At 71.7% G+C, this 21030-nt stretch carries 19 protein-coding genes; 8 read left to right on the plus strand and 11 right to left on the minus strand.

All coding sequences use genetic code 11. From position 1 onward, the window contains the following. The first annotated feature begins 144 nt into the window (after positions 1–144). Positions 145–711 (plus strand): TetR/AcrR family transcriptional regulator, encoded by a 567-nt coding sequence (locus ACWEEU_RS26090; RefSeq protein WP_385745890.1) that lies wholly within the window; start codon positions 145–147, stop codon positions 709–711. Positions 712–723: 12 nt separating this feature from the next. Next, a complete protein-coding gene (locus tag ACWEEU_RS26095; RefSeq protein WP_385745889.1) occupies positions 724–1380 on the plus strand; it encodes a hypothetical protein in 657 nt (218 codons plus the stop codon). 12 nt (positions 1381–1392) lie between these two features. Here ACWEEU_RS26095 and ACWEEU_RS26100 read toward each other — a convergent pair whose 3' ends face one another. The 7 genes from ACWEEU_RS26100 to ACWEEU_RS26130 all read right to left on the minus strand — a co-directional run bounded on the left by ACWEEU_RS26100 (position 1393) and on the right by ACWEEU_RS26130 (position 8913). Next, positions 1393–2580, minus strand: a complete 1188-nt coding sequence (locus ACWEEU_RS26100; protein WP_385745938.1) for a TerD family protein — start codon at positions 2578–2580, stop codon at positions 1393–1395. 124 nt (positions 2581–2704) lie between these two features. Then, positions 2705–3694 (minus strand): zinc-dependent alcohol dehydrogenase family protein, encoded by a 990-nt coding sequence (locus tag ACWEEU_RS26105; RefSeq protein WP_451735320.1) that lies wholly within the window; start codon positions 3692–3694, stop codon positions 2705–2707. Next, positions 3691–4530, minus strand: a complete 840-nt coding sequence (locus ACWEEU_RS26110) for a carbohydrate ABC transporter permease (RefSeq protein WP_385745885.1) — start codon at positions 4528–4530, stop codon at positions 3691–3693. The genes ACWEEU_RS26105 and ACWEEU_RS26110 overlap by 4 nt, the downstream gene beginning before the upstream one ends. Continuing rightward, a complete protein-coding gene (locus ACWEEU_RS26115) occupies positions 4527–5465 on the minus strand; it encodes a carbohydrate ABC transporter permease (RefSeq protein ID WP_451735322.1) in 939 nt (312 codons plus the stop codon). The genes ACWEEU_RS26110 and ACWEEU_RS26115 overlap by 4 nt, the downstream gene beginning before the upstream one ends. Before the next feature lie 15 nt (positions 5466–5480). Beyond that, positions 5481–6854: an ABC transporter substrate-binding protein gene (locus ACWEEU_RS26120; RefSeq protein ID WP_385745881.1), complete on the minus strand. Its 1374-nt coding sequence runs from the start codon at positions 6852–6854 to the stop codon at positions 5481–5483. 194 nt (positions 6855–7048) lie between these two features. Further along, entirely contained in the window at positions 7049–7819 is a 771-nt protein-coding gene (locus ACWEEU_RS26125; protein ID WP_385745879.1) for a DeoR/GlpR family DNA-binding transcription regulator, read from the minus strand. Positions 7820–8091: 272 nt separating this feature from the next. Next, on the minus strand, positions 8092–8913 hold the full coding sequence (locus ACWEEU_RS26130) for an NAD-dependent epimerase/dehydratase family protein (protein WP_385749220.1): 822 nt from the start codon (positions 8911–8913) through the stop codon (positions 8092–8094). A 248-nt stretch (positions 8914–9161) separates the two neighbouring features. On the opposite strand from ACWEEU_RS26130, the gene ACWEEU_RS26135 reads away from it, so the two are divergent. Beyond that, positions 9162–10325 carry a hypothetical protein gene (locus tag ACWEEU_RS26135; RefSeq protein ID WP_451735325.1) on the plus strand — a complete coding sequence of 388 codons (1164 nt, stop codon included), beginning with the start codon at positions 9162–9164 and terminating at the stop codon, positions 10323–10325. Here the strand turns inward: ACWEEU_RS26135 and ACWEEU_RS26140 are convergent. Next, positions 10262–11485, minus strand: a complete 1224-nt coding sequence (locus ACWEEU_RS26140) for an MFS transporter (RefSeq protein ID WP_451735327.1) — start codon at positions 11483–11485, stop codon at positions 10262–10264. The two genes, ACWEEU_RS26135 and ACWEEU_RS26140, sit on opposite strands and share 64 nt — an antisense overlap. A gap of 166 nt (positions 11486–11651) precedes the next feature. Here ACWEEU_RS26140 and ACWEEU_RS26145 point away from each other — a divergent pair, with 166 nt between their 5' ends. From ACWEEU_RS26145 to ACWEEU_RS26155, 3 genes are all read left to right on the plus strand, one after another. After that, complete coding sequence (locus ACWEEU_RS26145) at positions 11652–12248, plus strand: TIGR03086 family metal-binding protein (RefSeq protein WP_451735329.1); 597 nt, start codon at positions 11652–11654, stop codon at positions 12246–12248. 99 nt (positions 12249–12347) lie between these two features. Continuing rightward, positions 12348–13145: an HAD family acid phosphatase gene (locus ACWEEU_RS26150; RefSeq protein WP_385749231.1), complete on the plus strand. Its 798-nt coding sequence runs from the start codon at positions 12348–12350 to the stop codon at positions 13143–13145. A gap of 177 nt (positions 13146–13322) precedes the next feature. Further along, positions 13323–14777: an NCS2 family permease gene (locus ACWEEU_RS26155; protein ID WP_385749232.1), complete on the plus strand. Its 1455-nt coding sequence runs from the start codon at positions 13323–13325 to the stop codon at positions 14775–14777. A 67-nt stretch (positions 14778–14844) separates the two neighbouring features. Here ACWEEU_RS26155 and ACWEEU_RS26160 read toward each other — a convergent pair whose 3' ends face one another. Both ACWEEU_RS26160 and ACWEEU_RS26165 read right to left on the minus strand, forming a co-directional pair. Beyond that, positions 14845–16296, minus strand: a complete 1452-nt coding sequence (locus tag ACWEEU_RS26160) for a peptidoglycan D,D-transpeptidase FtsI family protein (RefSeq protein ID WP_385749235.1) — start codon at positions 16294–16296, stop codon at positions 14845–14847. A 160-nt stretch (positions 16297–16456) separates the two neighbouring features. Further along, a complete protein-coding gene (locus ACWEEU_RS26165) occupies positions 16457–17230 on the minus strand; it encodes an IclR family transcriptional regulator (protein WP_451735330.1) in 774 nt (257 codons plus the stop codon). 226 nt (positions 17231–17456) lie between these two features. On the opposite strand from ACWEEU_RS26165, the gene ACWEEU_RS26170 reads away from it, so the two are divergent. Together ACWEEU_RS26170 and ACWEEU_RS26175 are read left to right on the plus strand one after the other, a co-directional pair. After that, positions 17457–18983 (plus strand): aldehyde dehydrogenase (NADP(+)), encoded by a 1527-nt coding sequence (locus ACWEEU_RS26170; RefSeq protein WP_451735332.1) that lies wholly within the window; start codon positions 17457–17459, stop codon positions 18981–18983. A 78-nt stretch (positions 18984–19061) separates the two neighbouring features. Beyond that, positions 19062–19670 (plus strand): DUF1349 domain-containing protein, encoded by a 609-nt coding sequence (locus ACWEEU_RS26175; protein ID WP_401555457.1) that lies wholly within the window; start codon positions 19062–19064, stop codon positions 19668–19670. Here the strand turns inward: ACWEEU_RS26175 and ACWEEU_RS26180 are convergent. Then, entirely contained in the window at positions 19630–21015 is a 1386-nt protein-coding gene (locus ACWEEU_RS26180; RefSeq protein ID WP_451735335.1) for an MFS transporter, read from the minus strand. The two genes, ACWEEU_RS26175 and ACWEEU_RS26180, sit on opposite strands and share 41 nt — an antisense overlap. Positions 21016–21030 lie beyond the last annotated feature (15 nt).

The raw sequence follows: 21030 nt of genomic DNA on the forward strand, positions 1-21030 counted from the left end.
GGCCAGGTCCCCGGGCGCGGCGGCGCGTCCGGGCAGGACGGGCAGGGTCCTGTCCGCGGAGGACGACGGCAGTAAGCGGGGACAGTCTCCGCTTAGTGCTCGACAAGATACGGAGACGGTCTCCGGTTTGCAAGGAGTCAGGTGATGGCGCAGGTCAGGCCCATGCGGGCGGACGCTCGACGGAACTATGAGCGGTTGCTGGAGGTGGCTGCCGAGGCGTTCGCCGAGCATGGGGAGAACGCGTCGCTCGACGACATCGCCAAGCGCGCCGGGGTGGGCTCCGGGACTCTCTACCGGCACTTCCCGACCCGCCAGGCACTGCTGGAGGCGGCGTACGTGGAACGGATCGAGGCCCTCGGCGCCCGTGCCGACGACCTCGCCGAACGCCTGCCCCCGGGCGAGGCCCTCTCGGAGTGGCTCTACGAACTCTGTGTCGCCTCGATCCAGGTCCGCGGCATGAAGTCCCTGCTGGGCAAGGCCGTCACCGACGGCACCTCGGTCCCGCTGACCACCTGCGGCGCCGTGGTCAAGGGCGCGGTGACCCGCCTGGTGTCCGCCGCCCAGGCCGAAGGCACCCTCCGCACCGACCTCTCCCCGGTCGATCTCCTCCGCCTGGCCCACGGAGTCGCCACCGCCTCGGAGCTGGCCGACGGCGAGGGCCGGGAGATCCGCCGCTATCTGTCGATGCTGACGGAGGGGCTGCGGCCGTAGAAGACTGGGCGGATGACGCTTCCGCCCACGTACGCGACCACCGAAGAAATTCATGCCTACTTCGTCGGGCAGCTCAACTCGGCGCTCCGCAGCCCCGGGATGTACGGAGGCGAACCGGCGCTGCGCGCCCTGGTCGGGCATCTGCTCTTCGTGGAGCGGGACCCGGGCGCCTGGGAGGAACTGCGGGGCAGGTGGGAGGAGGAGGGGGCCTGGTCGCCGCTGGGAGTGACCGGTGCCTTCCGCGACCTGATCCCCGGCCGCTCCTACGAGTGCGGACCGGCCTCCGTGTACGCCGAGTTCGCCCGGCGGCGCGGCTGGCTCGTGCCGGACCGCACGCTCACGTCCGAGGAGTACGAGGCGCTCGCCGGGCGGGTCGAGGAGTGGGCGCGGGAGGACCGGACATGGCCGGACATCACCGCCGAGTTCGGCGCTCCCTCCGTCCTGTTCGGAGGGAGCAACCCGAGGTACGGGAAGACGCTCGGCCATCTCTGCGCCGACCTCACGCGGCCGATGATTCTCTTCGACCTGTGGAACGACGGCGCGTCGGCGGACGCCGGGCGTGAACAGCCGTCGCTTCTCGCCGTCCGCCGCTCCGACGAGCCGTTCCGCCGGTCCTTCCGCTTCACCCCGGAGGGGCGGCGGAGGAGACCGGCGGCCGGCGTGTGCTGAGCGCGGGGACCGTCACAGGGCCCGGGCGCCCGGGTCCGTCATGTTCTTCACCGTGCGGGCCTTCACGAAGTCGCCGAGGGCGGTCATGTCCCATTCGCCGGAGTACTGGCGGATGAGTTTGGCCATGAGGACGCCGGTCTGGGGCTCGGCGGAGGTCAGGTCGAAGCGGACGAGTTCGTCGCCGGTCACCGGGTCGATCAGGCGGCAGTACGCCTTGGCGACCTCGGTGAACTTCTGGCCGGAGAAGGAGTTGACGGTGAAGACCAGACCGGTGACCTCCTGGGGGATGCGGCCGAGGTCGACCGTGATCACCTCGTCGTCCCCGCCGCCCTCGCCGGTGAGGTTGTCGCCGGAGTGCTTGATCGCGCCGTTCAGGATCGACAGCTTGCCGAAGTAGCAGGCGTCGACCGCGTTGCGCTGCGGGCCGTAGGCGATGACCGAGGCGTCCAGGTCGATGTCCTTGCCCCGGTAGGCGGGCTCCCAGCCGAGGCCCATCTGGACCCGGGAGAGCAGCGGGGTGCCGCCCTTGACCAGCGACACCGTCTCGTTCTTGCGGAGGCTGACCCGGCCCTTGTCCAGGTTGACCTTGCCCGCGCCGGGAGCGGGCGGAGCGGGCTGGGCCGGGGGAGCGGACGGCATCGGGGGTGCGGCGGCCGGCTGGGCCGCGGGCTGTGGGGGAGCGGGGGCCTGGGGCGCCGCCTGGGCCGGCTCCTCCACTGTCACGCCGAAGTCCGTGGCGATGCCCGCCAGACCGTTCGCATAGCCCTGGCCGACCGCGCGGGCCTTCCACTGGCCGTTGCGCCGGTAGACCTCCACGACCACCAGTGCGGTCTCGCCGCCCAGGTGCGGCGGGGTGAAGGTGGCCAGGACCGCGCCGCCGTCCGCGTCGCGGATCGTGGCCGTCGGCTCGATGCCCTGGAAGGTCTGGCCCGCCGCGTCCGGGCTCGCGGTCACCACGATCTTCTCGATGTCCGGCGGCACGGCGGCGGTGTCCACCGTGATCGAGTCAGGCGCCCCGCCTCCGCCGGAGGCGTAGGACACGCCGGGGCCGGACGGCTGGTTGTAGAAGATGAAGTCGTCGTCGGAGCGCACCTTGCCGTCGGCGGTGAGCAGCAGGCCCGACACGTCGAGCCGTACGGGCGCGGCGACGTCCACGGAGACACGGGCGGCCGGCAGCGGGACGTTCGAACCGGGGGTCATAGCGGTCATGCCGGATGAACGAACGACATCACTTTGCCGTTCCCTTACCCGGTGCCGCGACCCCCGTTCGGGTCACGGCACCAGGCGATGCCCCGGGTCGGGCGGGGGCGGCGGCGGTGCCCGGTCAGGGCACCACGACGATCTTGCGGCCGACGCCCGCCGCGAACTGCTCCAGCGCCTGCGGGTAGTTGTCCAGCGCGATCCGGTCGCTGATGAACACCTCCGGGTTCAGCACACCGTTCGCGAACAGCTCCGCCGCCCGCTCGAAGCTGTGCAGCACGGCCATGGAGCCCGTGATGGTGATCTCCTGGTTGTAGATGCGGTACGGGTCGATGGTGACCCGCGTCGCGTAGTCGGCCACGCCGAACTGCAGGAACGTACCCGCCTTCGCGACCCGGCCCAGACCGTCCTGGATCGCCGCCGCGTTGCCGGTCGCGTCGATCACGACCTCCCAGCCCTGTGGCCGGTCCAGCTCGTCCGCGCTCGCCGCCGCGCCCGAGACGCCGAGCTGCTTGGCGGTCTCCAGCCGGGCGGGGTTGATGTCCACGACGTCCACGCTGGAGGCGCCGGTGCGCTTGGCCAGCTCCGTCATCATCAGGCCCATGGTGCCCGAGCCGTAGATCAGCACATGGGCGCCGAGGCGGGAGTTGAGGATGTCGTAGCCGCGCACCGCGCAGGACAGCGGCTCGATCAGGGCCGCGTCCTCGGTGCGCACGTGCTCGGGCAGCTTCACGCAGTTGGCCACGGGGGCCACCGCGAACTGGGCGGCACCGCCCGCCGTGGTCACGCCGATCGCGGCCCACCGCTCGCACATGTTGTTGTGGCCGTCGCGGCAGAACCGGCACTCGTAGCAGTAGAGGGAGGGGTCGACGGCGACCCGGTCGCCGACCGCGACCTCGGTGACCTGGCTGCCGATCCCGACGACCTCGCCCGCGAACTCGTGGCCGGGGATGATCGGCAGCTTGGGCGCGAACTCGCCCTGGAGGATGTGCAGATCGGTGCCGCACAGGCCGCAGGCCGCGACCTCGACGACGACCTCGCGGGGTCCGGGCGTCGGGTCGGGGACCTCCATGACGACGGCGCGGCCCACGGACTCGATGACGGCGGCCTTCATTTCACGGCTCCAAGCGACAGGCCCTGGACCAGCTTGTCCTGGGCGGCGAACCCCGCGGCGAGCACCGGCAGGGAGATGACGAGCGACGCGGCGCACACCTTGGCCAGGAACAGGCCCTGGCTGGTGATGAAGCTCGTCAGGAACACGGGGGCGGTCTGGGCGACCACGCCCGTCAGGACCCGGGCGAACAGCAGCTCGTTCCAACTGAAGATGAAGCAGATCAGGGACGTCGCCGCGATGCCCGGAAGGGCGATCGGGGCCACCACGCGCGCCAGGATCATCGGCAGCGGCGCCCCGTCCACCCGGGCCGCCTCGATGATGGCGACCGGCACCTCGGCGAGGAACGACTGCATCATCCACACCGCGATCGGCAGGTTCATCGAGGTGTAGAGGATGACCAGGAGCCAGATGTTGTCCAGCATCCCGGTGTTCTTCGCGAACAGGTACAGCGGCAGCAGGCCCGCCACGGCCGGCAGCATCTTGGTGGACAGGAAGAAGAACAGGACGTCCGTCCACTTCTTCACCGGCCGGATCGACAGCGCGTACGCCGCCGGAAGGGCGAGCAGCAGCACGAAGACGGTCGAGAGCACCGACGCCATCGCCGAGTTGATCAGCGCGGGCCAGGGGCTCGCCCCGCCGTTCGCGCCGAAGAAGTCGCGGTAGCCGTCCAGGGTGAGGGCGGCGGCGAAGGACGGCGGGTTGGTCGCCGCGTCCGTCTCGGAGTGGAAGGACGTCAGTGCCATCCAGGCGATGGGCAGGAAGAAGACGATGCCGGCCAGCCAGGCCACCAGGCCAAGACCGATGCCGCCGCGCCGCTTCGCGGTCAGGGCGCTCATCCGCGCGACACCTCCTCGCGGAACAGGGACGACACCACGCGCAGGGCGAAGGTCGCGATGACGATGGAGCCGATGACGACGAGCACGCCCGCGGCGGAGGCCAGGCCGTTCTCGTGCGCCTGGTAGAAGGTCTGGTACACGGTGTAGGGCAGGTTGGCGGTGCCGAGACCGCCGGAGGTCAGCGTGAACACCGCGTCGAAGTTCTGCACGATGTAGATGGAACCCAGCAGGGCGCCCAGTTCCAGGTAACGGCGCAGGTGCGGCAGGGTGAGATGGCGGAAGATCTGCCAGTCGCTCGCCCCGTCCACCCGGGCGGCCTCGATCTGCTGCTGGTCCCGGCTCTGCAGTCCGGCCAGCAGGATCAGCATCATGAACGGCGTCCACTGCCACACCAGCGAAGCCTCGACCGCGAGCAGCGGGGTGTTCGAGATCCAGTCGGGCTGTGGGCCGCCCACATAGTGCAGCAACCCATTGAACAGACCGTACTCCGGGTTGTAGAGCACATGCTTCCAGAGCAGGGCGGCGGCCGTGGGCACCACCAGGAAGGGCGCGATGAGCAGGGTGCGCACCACGCCGCGGCCCGGGAACTTCCGGTCGAGCAGCAGCGCCAGACCCAGCCCGATGATCAGGCTGGTCAGCACCACCGCGACGGTGAGCAGCACGGTCACCCACACCGAGTGGCGCAGGTCCGCGTCGGTCAGCACCTGGCGGTAGTTGTCGACGCCGGCGAAATGACGCGCCTTCGGGTAGAGGGCGTTCCAGTCGAAGAACGAGATCACCAGCGTGGCCACGAAGGGCAACTGGGTCACCGCGATCATGAAGACCAGGGCGGGCAGGAGCGGGGCGCGGGTCGCCCACGCGCGGATGCGGTCCGAGGGCCGGGCCGCCGGCCGCGCGGTGGCGGCGGCGGCCGGGGCCGATGTCGTGACGGTCATGATCCTCGTACTTCTTTACTTCCGGTACTTCTTGCCGACGGCCTCGGCGTACGCCTGCGACTTCTTCAGCGCGCTGTCCACCGACTGACGGCCGGCGATGGCGGAGCTGATCTCCTGGGCGACCTTGGTGCCCAGGTCGGTGAACTCGGGGATGCCGACGAACTGGATGCCCGGCGCGGGCCGGGGCTGCACGCCCGGGTTCTTCGGCTCGGCGCTCGCGATGGCGTCCTTGGTGACGTCCGCGAAGGCGCCCGCCTCCTTGGTGTACTGCGGGATCTCGTAGGTCGAGGCGCGCTTGCCCGCGGGCACGTTGGACCAGCCGGCCTTCTGCCCGACCAGGTTCTCGTAGCCCTTGCCGGACGCCCAGGAGATGAACTTCCAGGCGTCGTCGGGGTGCTTGGACGCCTTCTGGATGCCCCACGCCCAGGTGTAGAGCCAGCCGGAGCTCTTGGTCTTCTCGACCGGGGCCGACACATAGCCGATCTTGCCCTTGACCGGGGAACCGGCCGCCTCCAGCGAGCCCGCGCCCGCCGTGGCGTCGTACCACATGGCCGTCTTGCCCTGGGTCATGTTGTTCAGGCACTCGGCGTAGCCGGACTGCGCCGCGCCCGACTCACCGTGCTTGCGCACCAGGTCGACGTAGAACTGCGTGGCCTTCTTGAACTCGGGGGAGGTCAGACGGGCGTTCCAGTCCTTGTCGAACCAGGTGCCGCCGAAGGTGTTGACCACCGTGGTCAGCGGGGCGATGACCTCGCCCCAGCCGGGCAGACCGCGCAGGCAGATGCCCTTCATGCCGGGCTCGGCGCCGTCCGCCTTCGCCGCGATGTCGGCCACCTGCTTCCAGGTGGGGTGGGCCGGCATGTTCAGCTTCTTCTTCTCCAGGACGTCCTTGCGGTACATCAGGAAGGAGGACTCGCCGTAGAAGGGCTCGCCGTAGAGCTTGCCGTCCGTGCCGGTCAGCGCCTGCGTCATCGGCGTGAGGATGTCCTGCTGGTCGAAGCCCTTGTCGCTCTTGACGTAGCTGTCGACCGAGTGCAGCCAGCCGTTCTTGGCGTAGATCGGGATCTCGTAGTTGCTCAGGGTCGCGACGTCGTACTGGCCCGCCTGGTTGGCGAAGTCCTGGCTGATCTTGTCTCTGACATCGTTTTCCGGCAGCGTCGTGAAGTTCACCTTGATGCCGGTCTTCTTGGTGAAGTTGGCGGCGGTGAGCTTCTGCAGCTCCACCATCTGCGGGTTGTTCACCATCAGGACGTTGATGGAGTGGGCGGTGGACCCGCCGCCTCCCGCGCCGCCCGCGCCCGCGCAGCCGGTGAGCAGGGGCGAGACGAGCGTTCCCGCGGCAGCGGCGGCGAGGAGAACGCGAGGCGTACGTCGGCTCTGGGTTGGCATGGCTGGGGTGCTCCTGATCGCTTGTCGGTCCCGTAAGCGGAAGGTGGGTGATGCGGGTGTTGCCGGTGGTGCTCGGGTGGTGCTCGGGGTGTGGCGGAACCGGCCGTGCGGCTCGCCGGGGGTACGGCGGACGGCCGGGTGGTGCGGGTACGTGGGTGGCGGTGCGTGCGGAGAGGCGGCTTCGGGCCTCGCGGTCAGACCCTGATGACCTGCGGCCCGAGGAGTGAGTAGCGGTGGGCCTCGGCGGCCGGGAGCTGGGTGCTCGTGACGATCGCGTCCACCGCGCCGACATCGGCGAACCGGCAGAAGCTGACCGCCCCGAACTTGGTGTGGACGCCCGCGAAGACCGTGCGCCGCGAGGCCCGGACGGCCTGCGCCTTGACCTCGCTCACGGCGGGATCGGGCGTGGTCAGACCGTGTTCGCGGGAGATGCCGTTGGCGCCGACGAACGCGAGGTCCAGGACGAACCCGGCCAGCATCTTGGTCGTCCAGTGGTCGACCGTGGCGAGGGTTCCGGCCCGGACACGGCCGCCGAGCAGCAGGACCGAGACGTTCTCGGCCTCCGCGAGGGCGCCCGCGACCGGCAGGGAGGCGGTGACCACGGTGAGCTGGCGGTCGGCCGGGAGGGCCTCGGCGATGAGCTGCGGGGTGAAGCCCTCGTCGACGAAGACCGACTCGGCGTCCCCGAGCAGCTCGGCCGCGGCGGCCGCGATCCTGCGCTTCTCGGGAACGTGGCTGGTGGCACGGAAGGCGAGCGTCGTCTCGAAGCCGGCGCTCTCGACCGGGTAGGCGCCTCCGTGCGTGCGGCGGACCAGGCCGTGGTCCTCCAGCGCGCGCAGATCGCGCCGGATGGTCTCCTTGGCCACGCCCAGCTCGGCGGCGAGGGCGGAGACGTCCACGGCGCCGGTGGCGCGTGCCGCGCGCACGATCGCGCGCTGGCGCTCCTCGGCCGTGTTGGTGCCCATGTAGTCACCCGCTCTCGTCATTGAGATGCCCGTTCGGGCCCTGGGGAGAGTTCTACAGCGGTCGCGCGGCGCTGACCAGGTCTGTTGGGTGTCCGATCCTGCCCGTGTGTGCCCGTTCACACAGCGCCATGCCCGCCCCGGACCTGCGCGGCTGCCCGAACGGAGATCGAAGCGGGCGTGAGGAGTGCCCGAAACGGCGGCGGGCGGGCCCGTTTGGTGCCCGCCCGCCGCCACGAGGGATCGTTTTCGGCCGCACCGGGGTGCGGCGGGGTTCAGTACGGCCAGATCGGCGGGTCGACGAGGAAGGGGCCGCCCAGGTGGTGGTGGGCCGGGTTCGCCGGGTCCAGCTCGCCCTCCTTGGCGATCAGGTCGGCCGCGTACGGCTCGGAGTCGTCCTGCGGCTCGTAGCCGAGCGCCCGCGCGCCGCTCAGGTCCATCCACGCGCGGGTGTTGGCCGAGCCGCCGTAGACGACCGTGTGGCCGACGCCCTCGGCGGTCAGGGCCGCGTGGAAGAGGCGGGCGGCGTCGGCGGGGCTGAGCCAGATCGACAGCATCCGCACGCTGGTGGGCTCCGGGAAGCAGGAGCCGATGCGCACGGAGACGGTCTCCAGGCCGTGCTTGTCCCAGTAGAGCTGGGCCAGGTCCTCGCCGAAGCACTTGGACAGGCCGTAGAAGGTGTCCGGGCGGTGCGGGGTGCCGGCGGGGATCGGCCGGCCGCCGTCGAGGGGTGCGGGGGTGTAGCCGACGGCGTGGTTGGAGGAGGCGAAGACCACGCGCGGGACGCCTTCGAGACGGGCGGCCTCGTAGAGGTGGTAGGTGCCCTCGATGTTGGCGCGGAGGATCTTCTCGAACGGCGCCTCCAGGGAGATGCCCGCGAGGTGGAGGATCCCGTCCACCCCGCGCACCGCCTCACGCAGGGCCTCCAGGTCCGCGAGATCGGCCGTGATCGCGTCCGGCTCGCCCTCGACGGGACGGGCGTCCAGCAGGCGCAGCGTGTAGCCGTACCGCGGCAGCAGGGAGCGCATCAGGGTGCCGACTCCACCGGAGGCGCCGGTGAGCAGGATGGTGCGGGGCGCTGTGCGGGGGGCGGGCATGTGGTCTCCTTGCCGCTGGACTGCCGGTCGTATGCGCGAACGTGATTCACATACATGGGCAAGCTAAGGAGCGTCACCGGGACCGGTCAAGGGGACATCATGGGACGGAACACCCGGGTCCGGGTGGCTTGTTGGATGCCTTGACCCGCCCGAGAACGGGACCGTAGCGTGCCGCTGTTCATGGACTTGGACGCCGGTCAGGGATACACCCCGTACGCTGCTCCGGCCGTGCCGCCGGAGGTGGGGACGTGAAGGCGTCGGCGTTCGTCTACCCCTGGGACGTGGTCGGTGATCCCGGCGCGGCCGACCGGATCGCGGGGCTCGGCGTGGAACAGGCGACGCTCGCCGCCGCCTACCACTCCACCCGCGCGCTCACCCCGCGCCACCCCGGCCACCGGATCGTCACCGCCGAGCACGCGGCGGTGCTCTATCCGCCGGGGGACCGGTGGGCGGGTCGTGTGCTCCGCCCCCATGCTGCGGGCGACTGGGCACCCGGCGACGCCTGGGGGGCGGCGGCCGGGGCGCTCGCGGCGGCGGGTCTGGAGGTGCACACCTGGGTGGTGCTCGCCCACAACTCCCGTCTGGGCGCGGAGCATCCGCACACCTCGGTCGTCAACGCCTACGGCGACCGCTACCCCTGGGCGCCCTGCGTCGCCCAGCCCGCCGTCCGCGCCTACCTGGTGGACCTGGCCGCCGAGGCCGCCGTACGCCCCGGCGCGCACGGCACCGAGCTGGAGTCCCTCGGCTGGTACGGGTTGCGGCACCTGCACGCCCACGACAAGACGGGCGGGGTCGCGCTCGGGGACGCGGGCGAGTATCTGATGTCGCTGTGCTTCTGCCCCGACTGCCGGGAGGGGTACGGCGAACACGGCCTGGACGCCGACAAGTTGGCGGCGGTCGTACGGGGCGCCCTGGAGCCGGTGTGGCGCGGGGCGCCGGACGGCGAGGGGTGGGCGGACGTGGAGCGGCTGCTCGGCGCGGACACGGCGGCGGCGACGCTGGCCTGGCGCGGGCACACCGCCCGCACCCTTCAGGAGGCCGCCGTCTCGGCCGTACGCGCCGCCGCACCCGAGGGCTTCCAGGTGCTCCTGCACGCGGACCCGGTGGCGTACCACTGTGGCGCCAACGCCGGGGTGGATGCCGCCCACATACTCTCCGTCGCGGATGGTGTGGTGGTCCCCTGCGTGGGCGGTACGGCGACGCTGACGCCCTTCGCCGCACGGGCCGGCCTCGACACGGTCCTGGCCGCCAACTTCACCATCGTCTCCGGACTGGGCGGCAGCCCGGACACCCTCGCGGCCGACGCGGCCCGGGCGCAGGACGCCGGCGCCACCGAACTGCGGCTCTATCACGCCGGGTTGGCATCCGACGGCGACCTCGCCGCGGTGCGCGAGGCGCTGTCGGGGCACTGAGCGAGAAGGGCCGCCGTGACCAGCAGGGGGAGGGCGTAGAGGGGCAGGAGCAGCCGCAGGTCGGCGGCCTCGACCAGGGCGGCGCCGAGGGCCAGACCCAGCACGTTCGGGGCGAACACCAGGGTGTTCGTGGCGGCCGAGGCGCGGCCCAGCAGGTCCTCGGGCGTCCCGCGCTGCACGGCCGTGAACGCCGCGATCAGCGCGCACGGCAGCCCGACCCCGGCCGCCGCGCCCGCCGCCAGCGCCACCGGGGCGGACGGCACCACCCGTGCCGCCACCGCGAGCGCCGTCAGGGCGATCCCGGCCGCGGCGAACCGGGGGGCTCCGAACCGGGCGAGGAGCGGTCCGGCGGCCACGCCGATCACCACCGAACCGGCGCCCTGGGCGGCGTACAGCACGCCCGCGTAGGCGGGGGTGCGGCCGAGGCGGTCCACGACGGCGTACACCGTGGCGCCGTTCAGCGCGGCGAACAGCATCGTGGTGCCGGCCGCCATGACGAGCGTTCGCAGGGTGGGGTGGGCCCACACGTGGCGGACTCCCTGGGTGATGTGCGGCGGCTCGTGTCCGCCCGGGCGCGCCTCGCGTACCCGCAACAGGGCGCACAGAGCGGCGGCAAGGACGAAGGTGGCCGCGTCGAGCAGGGCGACGGCCGGGCCGCCGTACGCGGTGTAGAGCCCGGCGCCCACCAGAGGCGCGAGCAGCTTCACGCCCTCCCTGGCGGTCGTGCGCAGCCCGTTGAAGGCGCCGAGCAGTTCCGGGTCCACGGCGGCTCCGACCAGGGCCGACTCGGCCGCGTCGTGCACGGCGTCGGCGGCGCCGTACAGGAACAGCACGGTGAACAGCAGCCAGAGGCGGGCGGGGGAGCCGACGGCGGTCAGCGGGAGCAGCAGGGCGGCCAGGGCCAGGTTCATGGTGATCATCAGGGGGCGTCTGCGCACGCGGTCCGCGAGCGCGCCCAGGGCCGGTCCGGCCAGGGTGGGCGCCCACAGGGCGAACACACACAGGGCCGCCAGCCCGTCGGACCCGGTGACGTCCTTGACCCACACCCCCGACGCCAGCCACAGCGCGGACGAGCCGAACCCGGACACCACCGTGGTCGCCAGACACAGCCCCGCGGACCGGTCCCGCAGCACGCGCCGCACGGTCGAGAAAGTCGTCATGCCCACCGATCGTGGGTCTGAGGAGGGGGCTCGGGGATCGGGAGGATGCCCTATCCGGGGCCGGTCAGGGGTCCGTCCGGGGAGGCGCCGATGAGTTCACCCCCTCGACCGGGTCATACCTCCGGACACGAACGCCCGCCGTGCCCCTGCGCGTGAGGAGCCCGCCATGACCGATCCGACCGCCCCGCTGCCCGACCTCGGCCCCCAGACCCGGATCGTGGCCCGGCTTGCCGACCAGGTGGCCGACGACCACCTGACCGTCCCCACCCCGTGCCCGGACTACACGGTCGGTGACCTGCTGGCCCACCTGCACACCCTGTCCCTCGCCTTCCGCTCGGCCGCGCTCAAGGACTTCGGCCCGAGGACCGACACCGCCCCCACCACCGCCAAGCCCGTCCTCTCCCCGGACTGGCGCACGGAGCTGCCCAAGGCCCTGGACGCCCTGGCCGAGGCCTGGCGCGACCCGTCCGCCTGGACCGGCGACACCCGCGCCGGTGGCGTCGCCCTCCCCGGCGAGGTCGCGGGCGCCGTGGCCGCCGACGAACTGGTCGTCCACGCCTGGGACCTCGCCCGGGCCCTGGATCTCCCCTACACCCCCGACCCCGACGCCCTGTTCTGCGCCCACACCTTCCTCCAGGCAGCCGCCGACCTCCCCGACCGCCCCGCCGGCCTCTTCGGCCCGATCGTCCGGGTCCCCGTGGACGCGCCCCTGCTGGACCGGGCGCTCGGACTGAGCGGCCGTGACCCGGCGTGGCGGAGGTAGTTCGTCCGGTTCGGTCCCGTACCCCCGGAGGGCCATGGCTTGATATCGATCGTGCAACGTCCGCCCCGCCGCGGCGATGACGCGCGTAGAAAACCTGTCATGCATAAATCACTGCGGATCGCGGCGGCCACCGCCGCCTGTGCGCTCGCCGGGGGACTGCTGTACGGCGCCGGTGCGGCCACCGCCGGGCAGTCGACGGCGAACTCCACCCACGAGCCCTACAACATCGGGGTTCTGGTCAAGGACATCGACACCTACTACGGCACCACCGCCGACAGCGACGGGGTGTACCAGGCGTCGCCGGCCAGCCCGTACGCCGACGACCTGGCGCGGATCGACGCCGACGCCAAGCGCTACATCGACCAGGCGGCGCGCAAGGCGCACCACCGGGGGCGCAAGCCGGCCGTCGTGTTCGACATCGACGACACGCTGCTGCTGAGCCTCGATTACGAGAAGCGGTACAACTACACGTACAACCCGACCACTTGGAACGACTACGTCAACCGTGCCGACCGGCCGGAGGTCTTCGGCAGCCCGGCTCTCGTACGGTACGCCGAGTCCAAGGGCGTCACCGTCTTCTACAACTCCGGGCTCAGCGAGTCGCAGCGCGCCGGTGCGGTCGAGAACCTGAAGAAGGTCGGCGCCGACGTGAACCTCGACCCGGCCCACATGTTCCTCAAGGACAAGGCCAACCCGCCCGCCTACCTGTCGGGTTGCGCCACGCCGGGCACCTGGACCTGCACGACCGTGCAGTACAAGGGCGGCACCCGCGAGCACATCGAGAAGGACCTCGGGTACGACATCATCGCCAACTTCGGCGACCAGTACTCGGACCTGGACGGCGGTTACGCCGACCGCACCTACAAGCTGCCCAACCCGACGTACTTCGTCGGCTAAGGCTCAACCGAGCTTGGCAGAAGCGGCAGTTGTCGTCCGGCCCCGGCCCTCCCGCCGGGGCCGGAGTCATGTCCGATTCCGTTACACGGGGAAAACCTGAAACCGGTGGAACAGGGGAACAATCCAGCCAGCATCCGCACCCACACCCGCCACGGCGGCGCGACGAGGAGTACGCCCATGTCCGAGACGCAGAAGGTGGATTCACAGCCCGGCAGAGCCGCGCCCCCCGCCGGCAACGGGGTCGACCGGTACTTCCGGATATCCGAGCGGGGATCGAGCTTCGGGCGTGAGATACGCGGCGGCGTCGCCACGTTCTTCACCATGGCCTACATCCTCGTGCTCAACCCGATCATCCTGGGCAGCGCCAAGGACAAGTTCGGGCACACCCTCGACACCGGTCAACTCGTCACGGCCACCGCCCTGGTGGCCTGCGTGATGACGATCGTCATGGGCGTCGGCGGCAACCTCCCGCTCGCCATCGCCGCGGGCCTCGGCCTCAACGCCGTCGTCGCCTTCCAGCTCGCCCCGCTGATGAGCTGGTCCGACGCGATGGGTCTGGTCGTCATCGAGGGCGTCGTCATCTGCGTCCTGGTCCTCACCGGACTGCGCGAGGCGATCATGAACGCCATCCCGCAGCAGCTCAAACAGGCCATCGGCGTCGGTATCGGCCTGTTCATCGCCTTCATCGGGCTCGTGGACTCGGGCTTCGTCAGCCGCATCCCCGACGCCGCCCACACCACGGTCCCCGTGCAACTCGGCGCCACCGGCCGGCTGACCGGCTGGCCCGTCCTCGTCTTCTGCATCGGCGTCCTGCTCACCATCGCCCTGCTCGCCCGCAAGGTGAAGGGCGCGATCCTCATCAGCATCGTCACGATGACCGTCGTCGCGATCGTCGTCAACGCGATAGCGGACGTGAAGAGTTGGGGACTGACCACCCCGAAGGTCCCCGACAGCGTCGTCGCCGCGCCGGACTTCGGGCTCGTCGGTCACTTCGACCTGTTCGGCGGGTTCGCCAAGGCGGGCGTACTGACCGCCGTCCTGCTGGTCTTCACCCTCGTCCTGTCCGACTTCTTCGACGCCATGGGCACCATCGTCGGCATCAGCGCCGAGGCCGGACTCCTGGACGAGCGGGGCAAGGTGCCCGGCATCGGCCGGGTGCTCTTCATCGACGGTGCCGCGGCCGTCGCGGGCGGCGTCGGCTCCGCCTCCTCCAACACCGCCTACATCGAGTCCGCCGCCGGGGTCGGCGAGGGCGCCCGCACCGGCTTCGCCAACGTGATCACCGGCGGCCTCTTCGGACTCGCGCTCTTCCTGACCCCGTTGCTCACCATCGTCCCGCTCCAGGCGGCGGCGCCCGCGCTGATCGCGGTGGGCTTCCTGATGATGACCCACGTCAAGCACATCGACTGGGACGACTACGAGATCGCCGTCCCGGCCTTCCTCACCATCGCCGCGATGCCCTTCACGTACTCCATCACCGACGGCATCGGCGCGGGCTTCCTCGCCTACGTCGTCATCAAGGCGGTCGTGGGCAAGGCCAAGGAGGTCAACTGGCTGCTGTGGGCCGTCTCGGTGCTGTTCCTGGTGTACTTCGCGATCGACCCGGTGGAGCAGCTCCTCGGCGTGAAGTGAGCCGAGCCGTACACGCGTGGGGGGCGGCCGGTGCACGCGACACCGACCGCCCCACCCGTCCGCGCGCCTACTTCAGCGCCGCCGTCATCATCGCCCGCGCCACCGGAGCCGCGAGCCCGTTGCCGCTGACCTCGCCCCGCGCCGCGTTCGACTGCTCGACCATCACCGCGACGGCCACCTCCTTGCCGGTGGCGTCCGACTTGCCGTACGAGGTGAACCAAGCGTACGGGGTACCGCTGTTGTTCTCGCCGTGCTGCGCGGTGCCCGTCTTGCCGCCGACCGTCACGCCGTCGATCAGGGCGTTGCGGCCGGTGCCGTCGCGGACGACCGTCTCCATCGCGGAGCGCAACTGCTCGGCCGTACGCGCGCTGACGATCCGCTTCGTCCCCGCGTCCCCGTCGTAGTCCTTCAACAGATCGCCGTCGCCGCTGGTGAGCTGGGACACCATATGGGGGGACACCAGCTTGCCGTCGTTGGCCATGGCGGCCGACACCATGGCCATCTGGAGCGGGGTGGCGGTCACGTCGAACTGTCCGATGCCGGAGAGCGCGGTCTGCGCCTTGTCCATCTTCGACGGGTACACGCTGGTGTACGCCCGCGCCGGAACGTCCAGCTTTTCGCTGTTGAAGCCGAACTTCTCGGCCATCGCCCGCACCTTGTCCTGCCCGAGGTCCACGGCCAGCTTGCCGAAGACGTTGTTGCAGGAGTACTGGAGCGCGACCCGGATCGAGGCGTTCTCGCACGGCGCCGAGGCGCTCTCGTTCGGCAGCGGCCTGCTGGTGCCCGGCATGATGTACGGCTCGGGGCTCGTGGTGCGCTGGTCCACGTCGGAGTACAGCCCGTCCTCCAGCGCGGCGGAGGCCACGACCAGCTTGAAGGTCGAGCCCGGCGGCAGCGGCTGGCGCATCCCGCGGTTGGTCAGCGGCTTGTCCGGGTCCTTGGTGAGCCGGACCCAGGCGGAGCCCGCCGTGTTCGCGTCCGTGAGCTGCCCGGGGTCGTACGACGGGGTGGAGACCATCGCGAGGATCTTCCCGGTCTTCGGGTCGATCGCGACGGCGCCGCCCTTCTTGTCGCCCAGCGCCGCGTACCCCGCCTTCTGCACGTCCGGGTCGATGGTCGTGACCACGTCACCGGGATCGGCGCGCCGGCCGGTGATGGTGTCCATCATCGTGGTCAGCCGGTTGTCGGTGCCGTTGAGCAGGTCGGCGTAGACGCCCTCCAGCTGGGTCGGGGCGTACGCCTGCGAGGCGTAGCCGGTCACCGCGGCGTACAGCTCGCCGTGCTTGTAGGAGCGCTTGTAGGCGAGGTCGCCCTTGGTGCGTGCCGAGCCCGTGACCGCCTTACCGGCCACGATGATGTCCCCGAGCGGGCGCGAGTACGTCGCGATCGCGTTGCGGCGGTTGTCGTTGTCGTCCGCGAGCGCCTTGCCTTCGTAGAACTGCACCCAGGTCGCCCGGAGCAGCAGCCCCAGGACGAGCAGCAGTGCGAAGACGGACGCGTGTCTGATCGTCTTGTTCATCCCGCTCGGACAGACGACCGGTCTGAGCGGAACGTTCCCTTCCGTTTGTGTTTCTCACGGAACGCTCAGGCGGGGCGAGGCAGGGGCGAACGCCGATGCGCCCGTTGACCCCGTTCACAGCTTCTGGGTTCCCGGACTGCGGGGTTCCCGGCCGCCGCGTTCACAGCCTCCGCGTCGCCAGCGTCAGCCGCTCCCGCGCGTCGAACAGCGCGTCCTTGATCGTCTGCTCGTGGGCGTCCGTCAGCCGCGCCACCGGGACCGAGCAGCTCACGGCGTCCCGCGCGGGGGTCCGGTAGGGCACCGCGACCCCGAAGCAGCGCAGCCCGAGCGTGTTCTCCTCGCGGTCCACGGCGAAGCCCTGCTCGTGGATGCGGTGCAGCTCCTCGATGAGCTTCTCGCGGTCGGTGACGGTGTGCTCGGTGAGCGCGGGCAGCTCCCGCGGCAGCAGCGCCCGCACCTGCTCGTCGGTGTACGTCGCGAGCAGCGCCTTGCCGAGCGAGGTCGCGTGCGCGGGCAGCCGGCGGCCGACGCGGGTGAAGGGGCGCAGATAGTGCTGCGACTGGCGGGTGGCGAGGTAGACCACGTCGGTGCCGTCGAGCCGTGCCAGATGGATGGTCTCCGTGGTGTCGTCGGCGAGGCGGTCCAGGGTGGGGCGGGCCGCCGCGACCACCTCGTCGCCGTCGATGTACGCGGTGCCGACCAGCAGCGCGCGCACCCCGATGCCGTACCGGGTGCCGGTCGCGTCCGTCTCCACCCAGCCCAGCTCCACGAGCGTGCGCAGCAGCATGTACAGGCTGGACTTGGGGTATCCGACCGACTCCTGCACGTCCGCGAGGGAGTGCATCCCGGGGCGCCCGGCGAAGTACTCGAGGAGTTCCACCGTCCGCACCGCGGACTTCACCTGCGCCCCGCCGCCCGCCTCCGCTGCCGACATCGCCCCCGGCTCCTTCGCTCGGCCTCGTCCGGTCCCGCGTGCTCGCGCCGGATCCGGTTCGGCGTCGTTCGATCTCGTTCGACTTCGTCCGACGGCGACCTGGAAGTCCGAAGACCCGGCGCCCTAGACTCCGGACTGCCGGTTCACCATCGAAGACGGCGTTCAATATAGCGAACACGGCTGATGAGCGGCCTCGACCGTACGGCGTTGTCTGGAGGTACCCGCGGTGGCAGCAGCACCAGTGTGGAGCGTCGACCCGCGCACCGGGAAGCGGCGGGAGCAAGTGGCGGTGGAGGCCACGGCCGAGGAGGTCGACGCGGCCGTCCGGGCCGCGCACGCCGCGCGCGGCAGCCTCGCCGACCGCACCGTCCGCGCCGCCTTCCTGCGCACGGCGGCGGACGGCCTGGAGTCGGTACGGGACCTGCTGATCGAGGTCGCCGACGCCGAGAGCGCCCTCGGTCCTGTCCGGCTCACCGGTGAACTCGCGCGCACCGCATATCAGTTGCGTGCGTTCGCGGGCGTCGTGGCCGAGGGTGCCTTCCTGGACGTGGTGATCGACCACCCCGATCCCGCGGCCGTCCCGCCCGTCCCCGACCTGCGCCGCATGAAGATCCCGCTCGGGGTCGTGGCCGTCTACGCGGCCTCCAACTTCCCCTTCGCCTTCTCCGTCGCGGGCGGCGACACCGCGAGCGCGCTCGCGGCGGGCTGCCCGGTCGTCGTCAAGGCCCACCCCGACCATCCGGCGCTGTCCGAGCTGGTCGCCAAGGTGCTGCGCCGGGCCGCCGCCGCGCACGGTCTCCCCGAGGCCGTCGTCGGACTGGTGCACGGCTTCGACGCGGGCGTGGAGCTGATCCGGCATCCGCTGCTCGCCGCCGCCGGGTTCACCGGCTCGGTGCGCGGCGGCCGGGCGCTGTTCGACGCGGCTGCCGCCCGCCCGGTGCCGATCCCCTTCCACGGCGAACTCGGCTCGCTGAACCCGGTCGTGGTGACCGAGGCGGCCGCCGCCGAGCGCGGCGACGAGATCGGCCTGGGTCTCGCCGGGTCCATGACGCTCGGCGTCGGCCAGTTCTGCGTCAAGCCCGGTCTGGTGCTGGTGCCTTCGGGCACGTCCGGCGACGGCGTGGTCAAGGCGCTCGTGGACGCGGTGAGCGACACCGACTCCGGGGTGATGCTCGACCCCCGGATGCGGGACGCCTTCGTCGCGGGCGTCGCCGAACGCGCGGCGCTGCCCGGCGTGGAGTCCCCGGTCACCCCGGGCGCCGGCGGCCCCCACACGGTCAGCGCGGGGTTCCTCACCGTCCCGGCGGCCGAACTGGCCGACGCCTCCTACGACGTGCTCCTGGAGGAGTGCTTCGGCCCGGTCACCGTGGTGGCGCGCTACGACGACGAGGCTCAACTTGCCTGCGTTCTCGACCGGTTGCCCGGCAGTCTCACGGCCACCGTCCATCTGTCCTCGGCGGAGGCCGCGGGCGAGGGGGACGCGGCCGGACTGCTCGCCCGACTGACCTCCCTCGCGGGGAGGCTGGTGGTCGACGGCTGGCCGACCGGCGTGGCCGTCGCCCCGGCTCAGCACCACGGCGGACCCTATCCGGCGACCACCTCCACCTCGACCTCGGTCGGCGGCACGGCGATCGAGCGGTGGCTGCGTCCGGTGGCGTACCAGAACACCCCCGCGCCGCTGCTGCCGCCGGAGCTGCGGGACGACAACCCACTGGGTCTGCCCCGCCGTTGCGACGGCGTACTGGAACGCTGAACGCCCCCTGGACGAACCGCTCCCGGGAACGGGGCGGAACGCCCCGGTCCCCGTCGCGCCCCCTGCGAGAATCCCCGGATGGACATAGCCCTTCCCGAACTCCCCTTCCCTTTGCGGACCTACGGGCCCGACGGCGACTGGTCCCACGAGGACGGCGTGCTCACCGGCTGGGCCGGACCCCGCCAGGACCGGTTCGTCACCCCGACCGGGGAGGCCCTGGACCCCGCCACCGACGCGCCCCGGCTGCTCGGGTCGCCCGAGGGGGACTTCCAGTTGATCGCCCGCGTCACCGTCGGTTTCAACGCCTCCTTCGACGCCGGGGCGCTCTACGTCCACGTCGGCGACCGGGCCTGGGCCAAGCTCTGCCTGGAGTACTCCCCGGACGTGGCCACCGTCTGCACGGTCGTCACCCGGGGCCACTCCGACGACGCCAACTCCTTCACCGTGAGCGGCAGTTCGGTCTGGCTTCGGCTGAGCCGCACCGGACGCGCCCTCGCCTTCCACGCCTCCCGCGACGGCGAACGCTGGACCTTCGTCCGCCTGTTCACCCTGGGCGACGAGAAGGAGACGTCGAACGCCCTGGTCGGCTTCATGACCCAGTCGCCGCTCGGCGCGGGCTGTGTGGTCACCTACGACCACCTGGAGTTCAGGCCCCGGTGGCCGGACGACCTGCGAGACGGAAGCTGAGCGCGAGGGCCACCAGCAGCGCGGCCGCGCAGACGGCCAGGCCCATCCGCAGCCCGGTCACGAAGCCGCCCGCCATCAGCGCCCCGAACACCGCGATGCCGAGTCCGCCGGACACCTGCCGAGCCGCGTTGAGCACGCCCGCCGCGAGCCCGGACCGCCCGGCGGGCACCGCGTCCAGCATCACGGCCGTCAGCGCCGGGATGGCCAGCGCGCAGCCCAGCGCCAGCGGCACCAGCAGCAGCGCGGCCCCGACGGTCGGCGTCGACGTGCCGACCCCGAACAGCCCCAGCACGCCCACCACCGAGAGCGCGAGGCCCGCGGTCATCGGCACCCGCGGGCCGTAGCGCCCGGTCAGCTTGCCCGAGACCAGGTTCGTCACCGCGATCACGCCGGTCATCGGCAGGAACATCAGTCCCGCGTACAGCGCCGAACGTCCCTGCACCTGCTGGAAGAAGAGCGAGAAGACGAACAGGACGCCGTAGAACGCCACGCTGCACGCCGCCCCCGCCGCGACCGCCGCGCGCACCGCCCGGTCGCGGAACATCCCGAGCGGGACCACCGGATGCGCGCGCCGCGTCTCCACCCGCACGAAGAGCGCCGCCGCGGCCACCGCCACCGCGAGCGCCACCACGCCCGTCGTACCGCCCTCGATCACCGCGAAGGTCACCCCCGTCAGGGCGAGCGCGGCCGCCGCCTGTCCGGGCAGGTCCAGCGGTGCGGGCCGGCGGGTGGAGCGCGGGGCGCGCAGCAGCAGGGCCAGCGCGACGGCGCCCACCGGCAGGTTGACGAAGAAGATGCCCCGCCAGCCCCAGGCCGTGGTCAGCGCGCCGCCCGCCACCGGGCCGAGGGCCAGCGCGGTCGAGCCGCCGGCCGCCCACACGGCAACCGCCCGGGCCCGGCGCGCCGCGTCCGCGTACGCCTCGCGCACCAGGGACAGCGAGGCGGGCAGCACCACGGCGGCGGCGGCGCCCTGCGCCACCCGGGCGGCGGTCAGGAGCGCGAGGTTCGGCGCGAAACCGCACGCCGCCGACGCCAGCGTGAACACCGCGATGCCGATGCCGTACGCGCGGCTCGCCCCGGCCCGGTCGGCGAAGGCGCCGGTGGAGAGCATCAGGGCCGCGAAGGGCAGGGTGTAGGCGTCCACCACCCATTGCAGTCCGCGCAGTCCGCCGCCGAGCCCCGAGCCGATGGCGGGGAGGGCGACGTTCACGATCGAGGCGTCGAGGGTGATCAGCGCGGAGCCGAGCAGGGCGGCGGCCAGGGCGAGGACGGGTGCCGTCCTCTGCTCCAACGGGCTTTCGAAGAGGACGGGTTGGGGAGGACTGAGGGTCTTGTTCAGGGACATGGCTCCAGCTTGCGG

Source organism: Streptomyces sp. NPDC005004 (genome assembly GCF_053600675.1).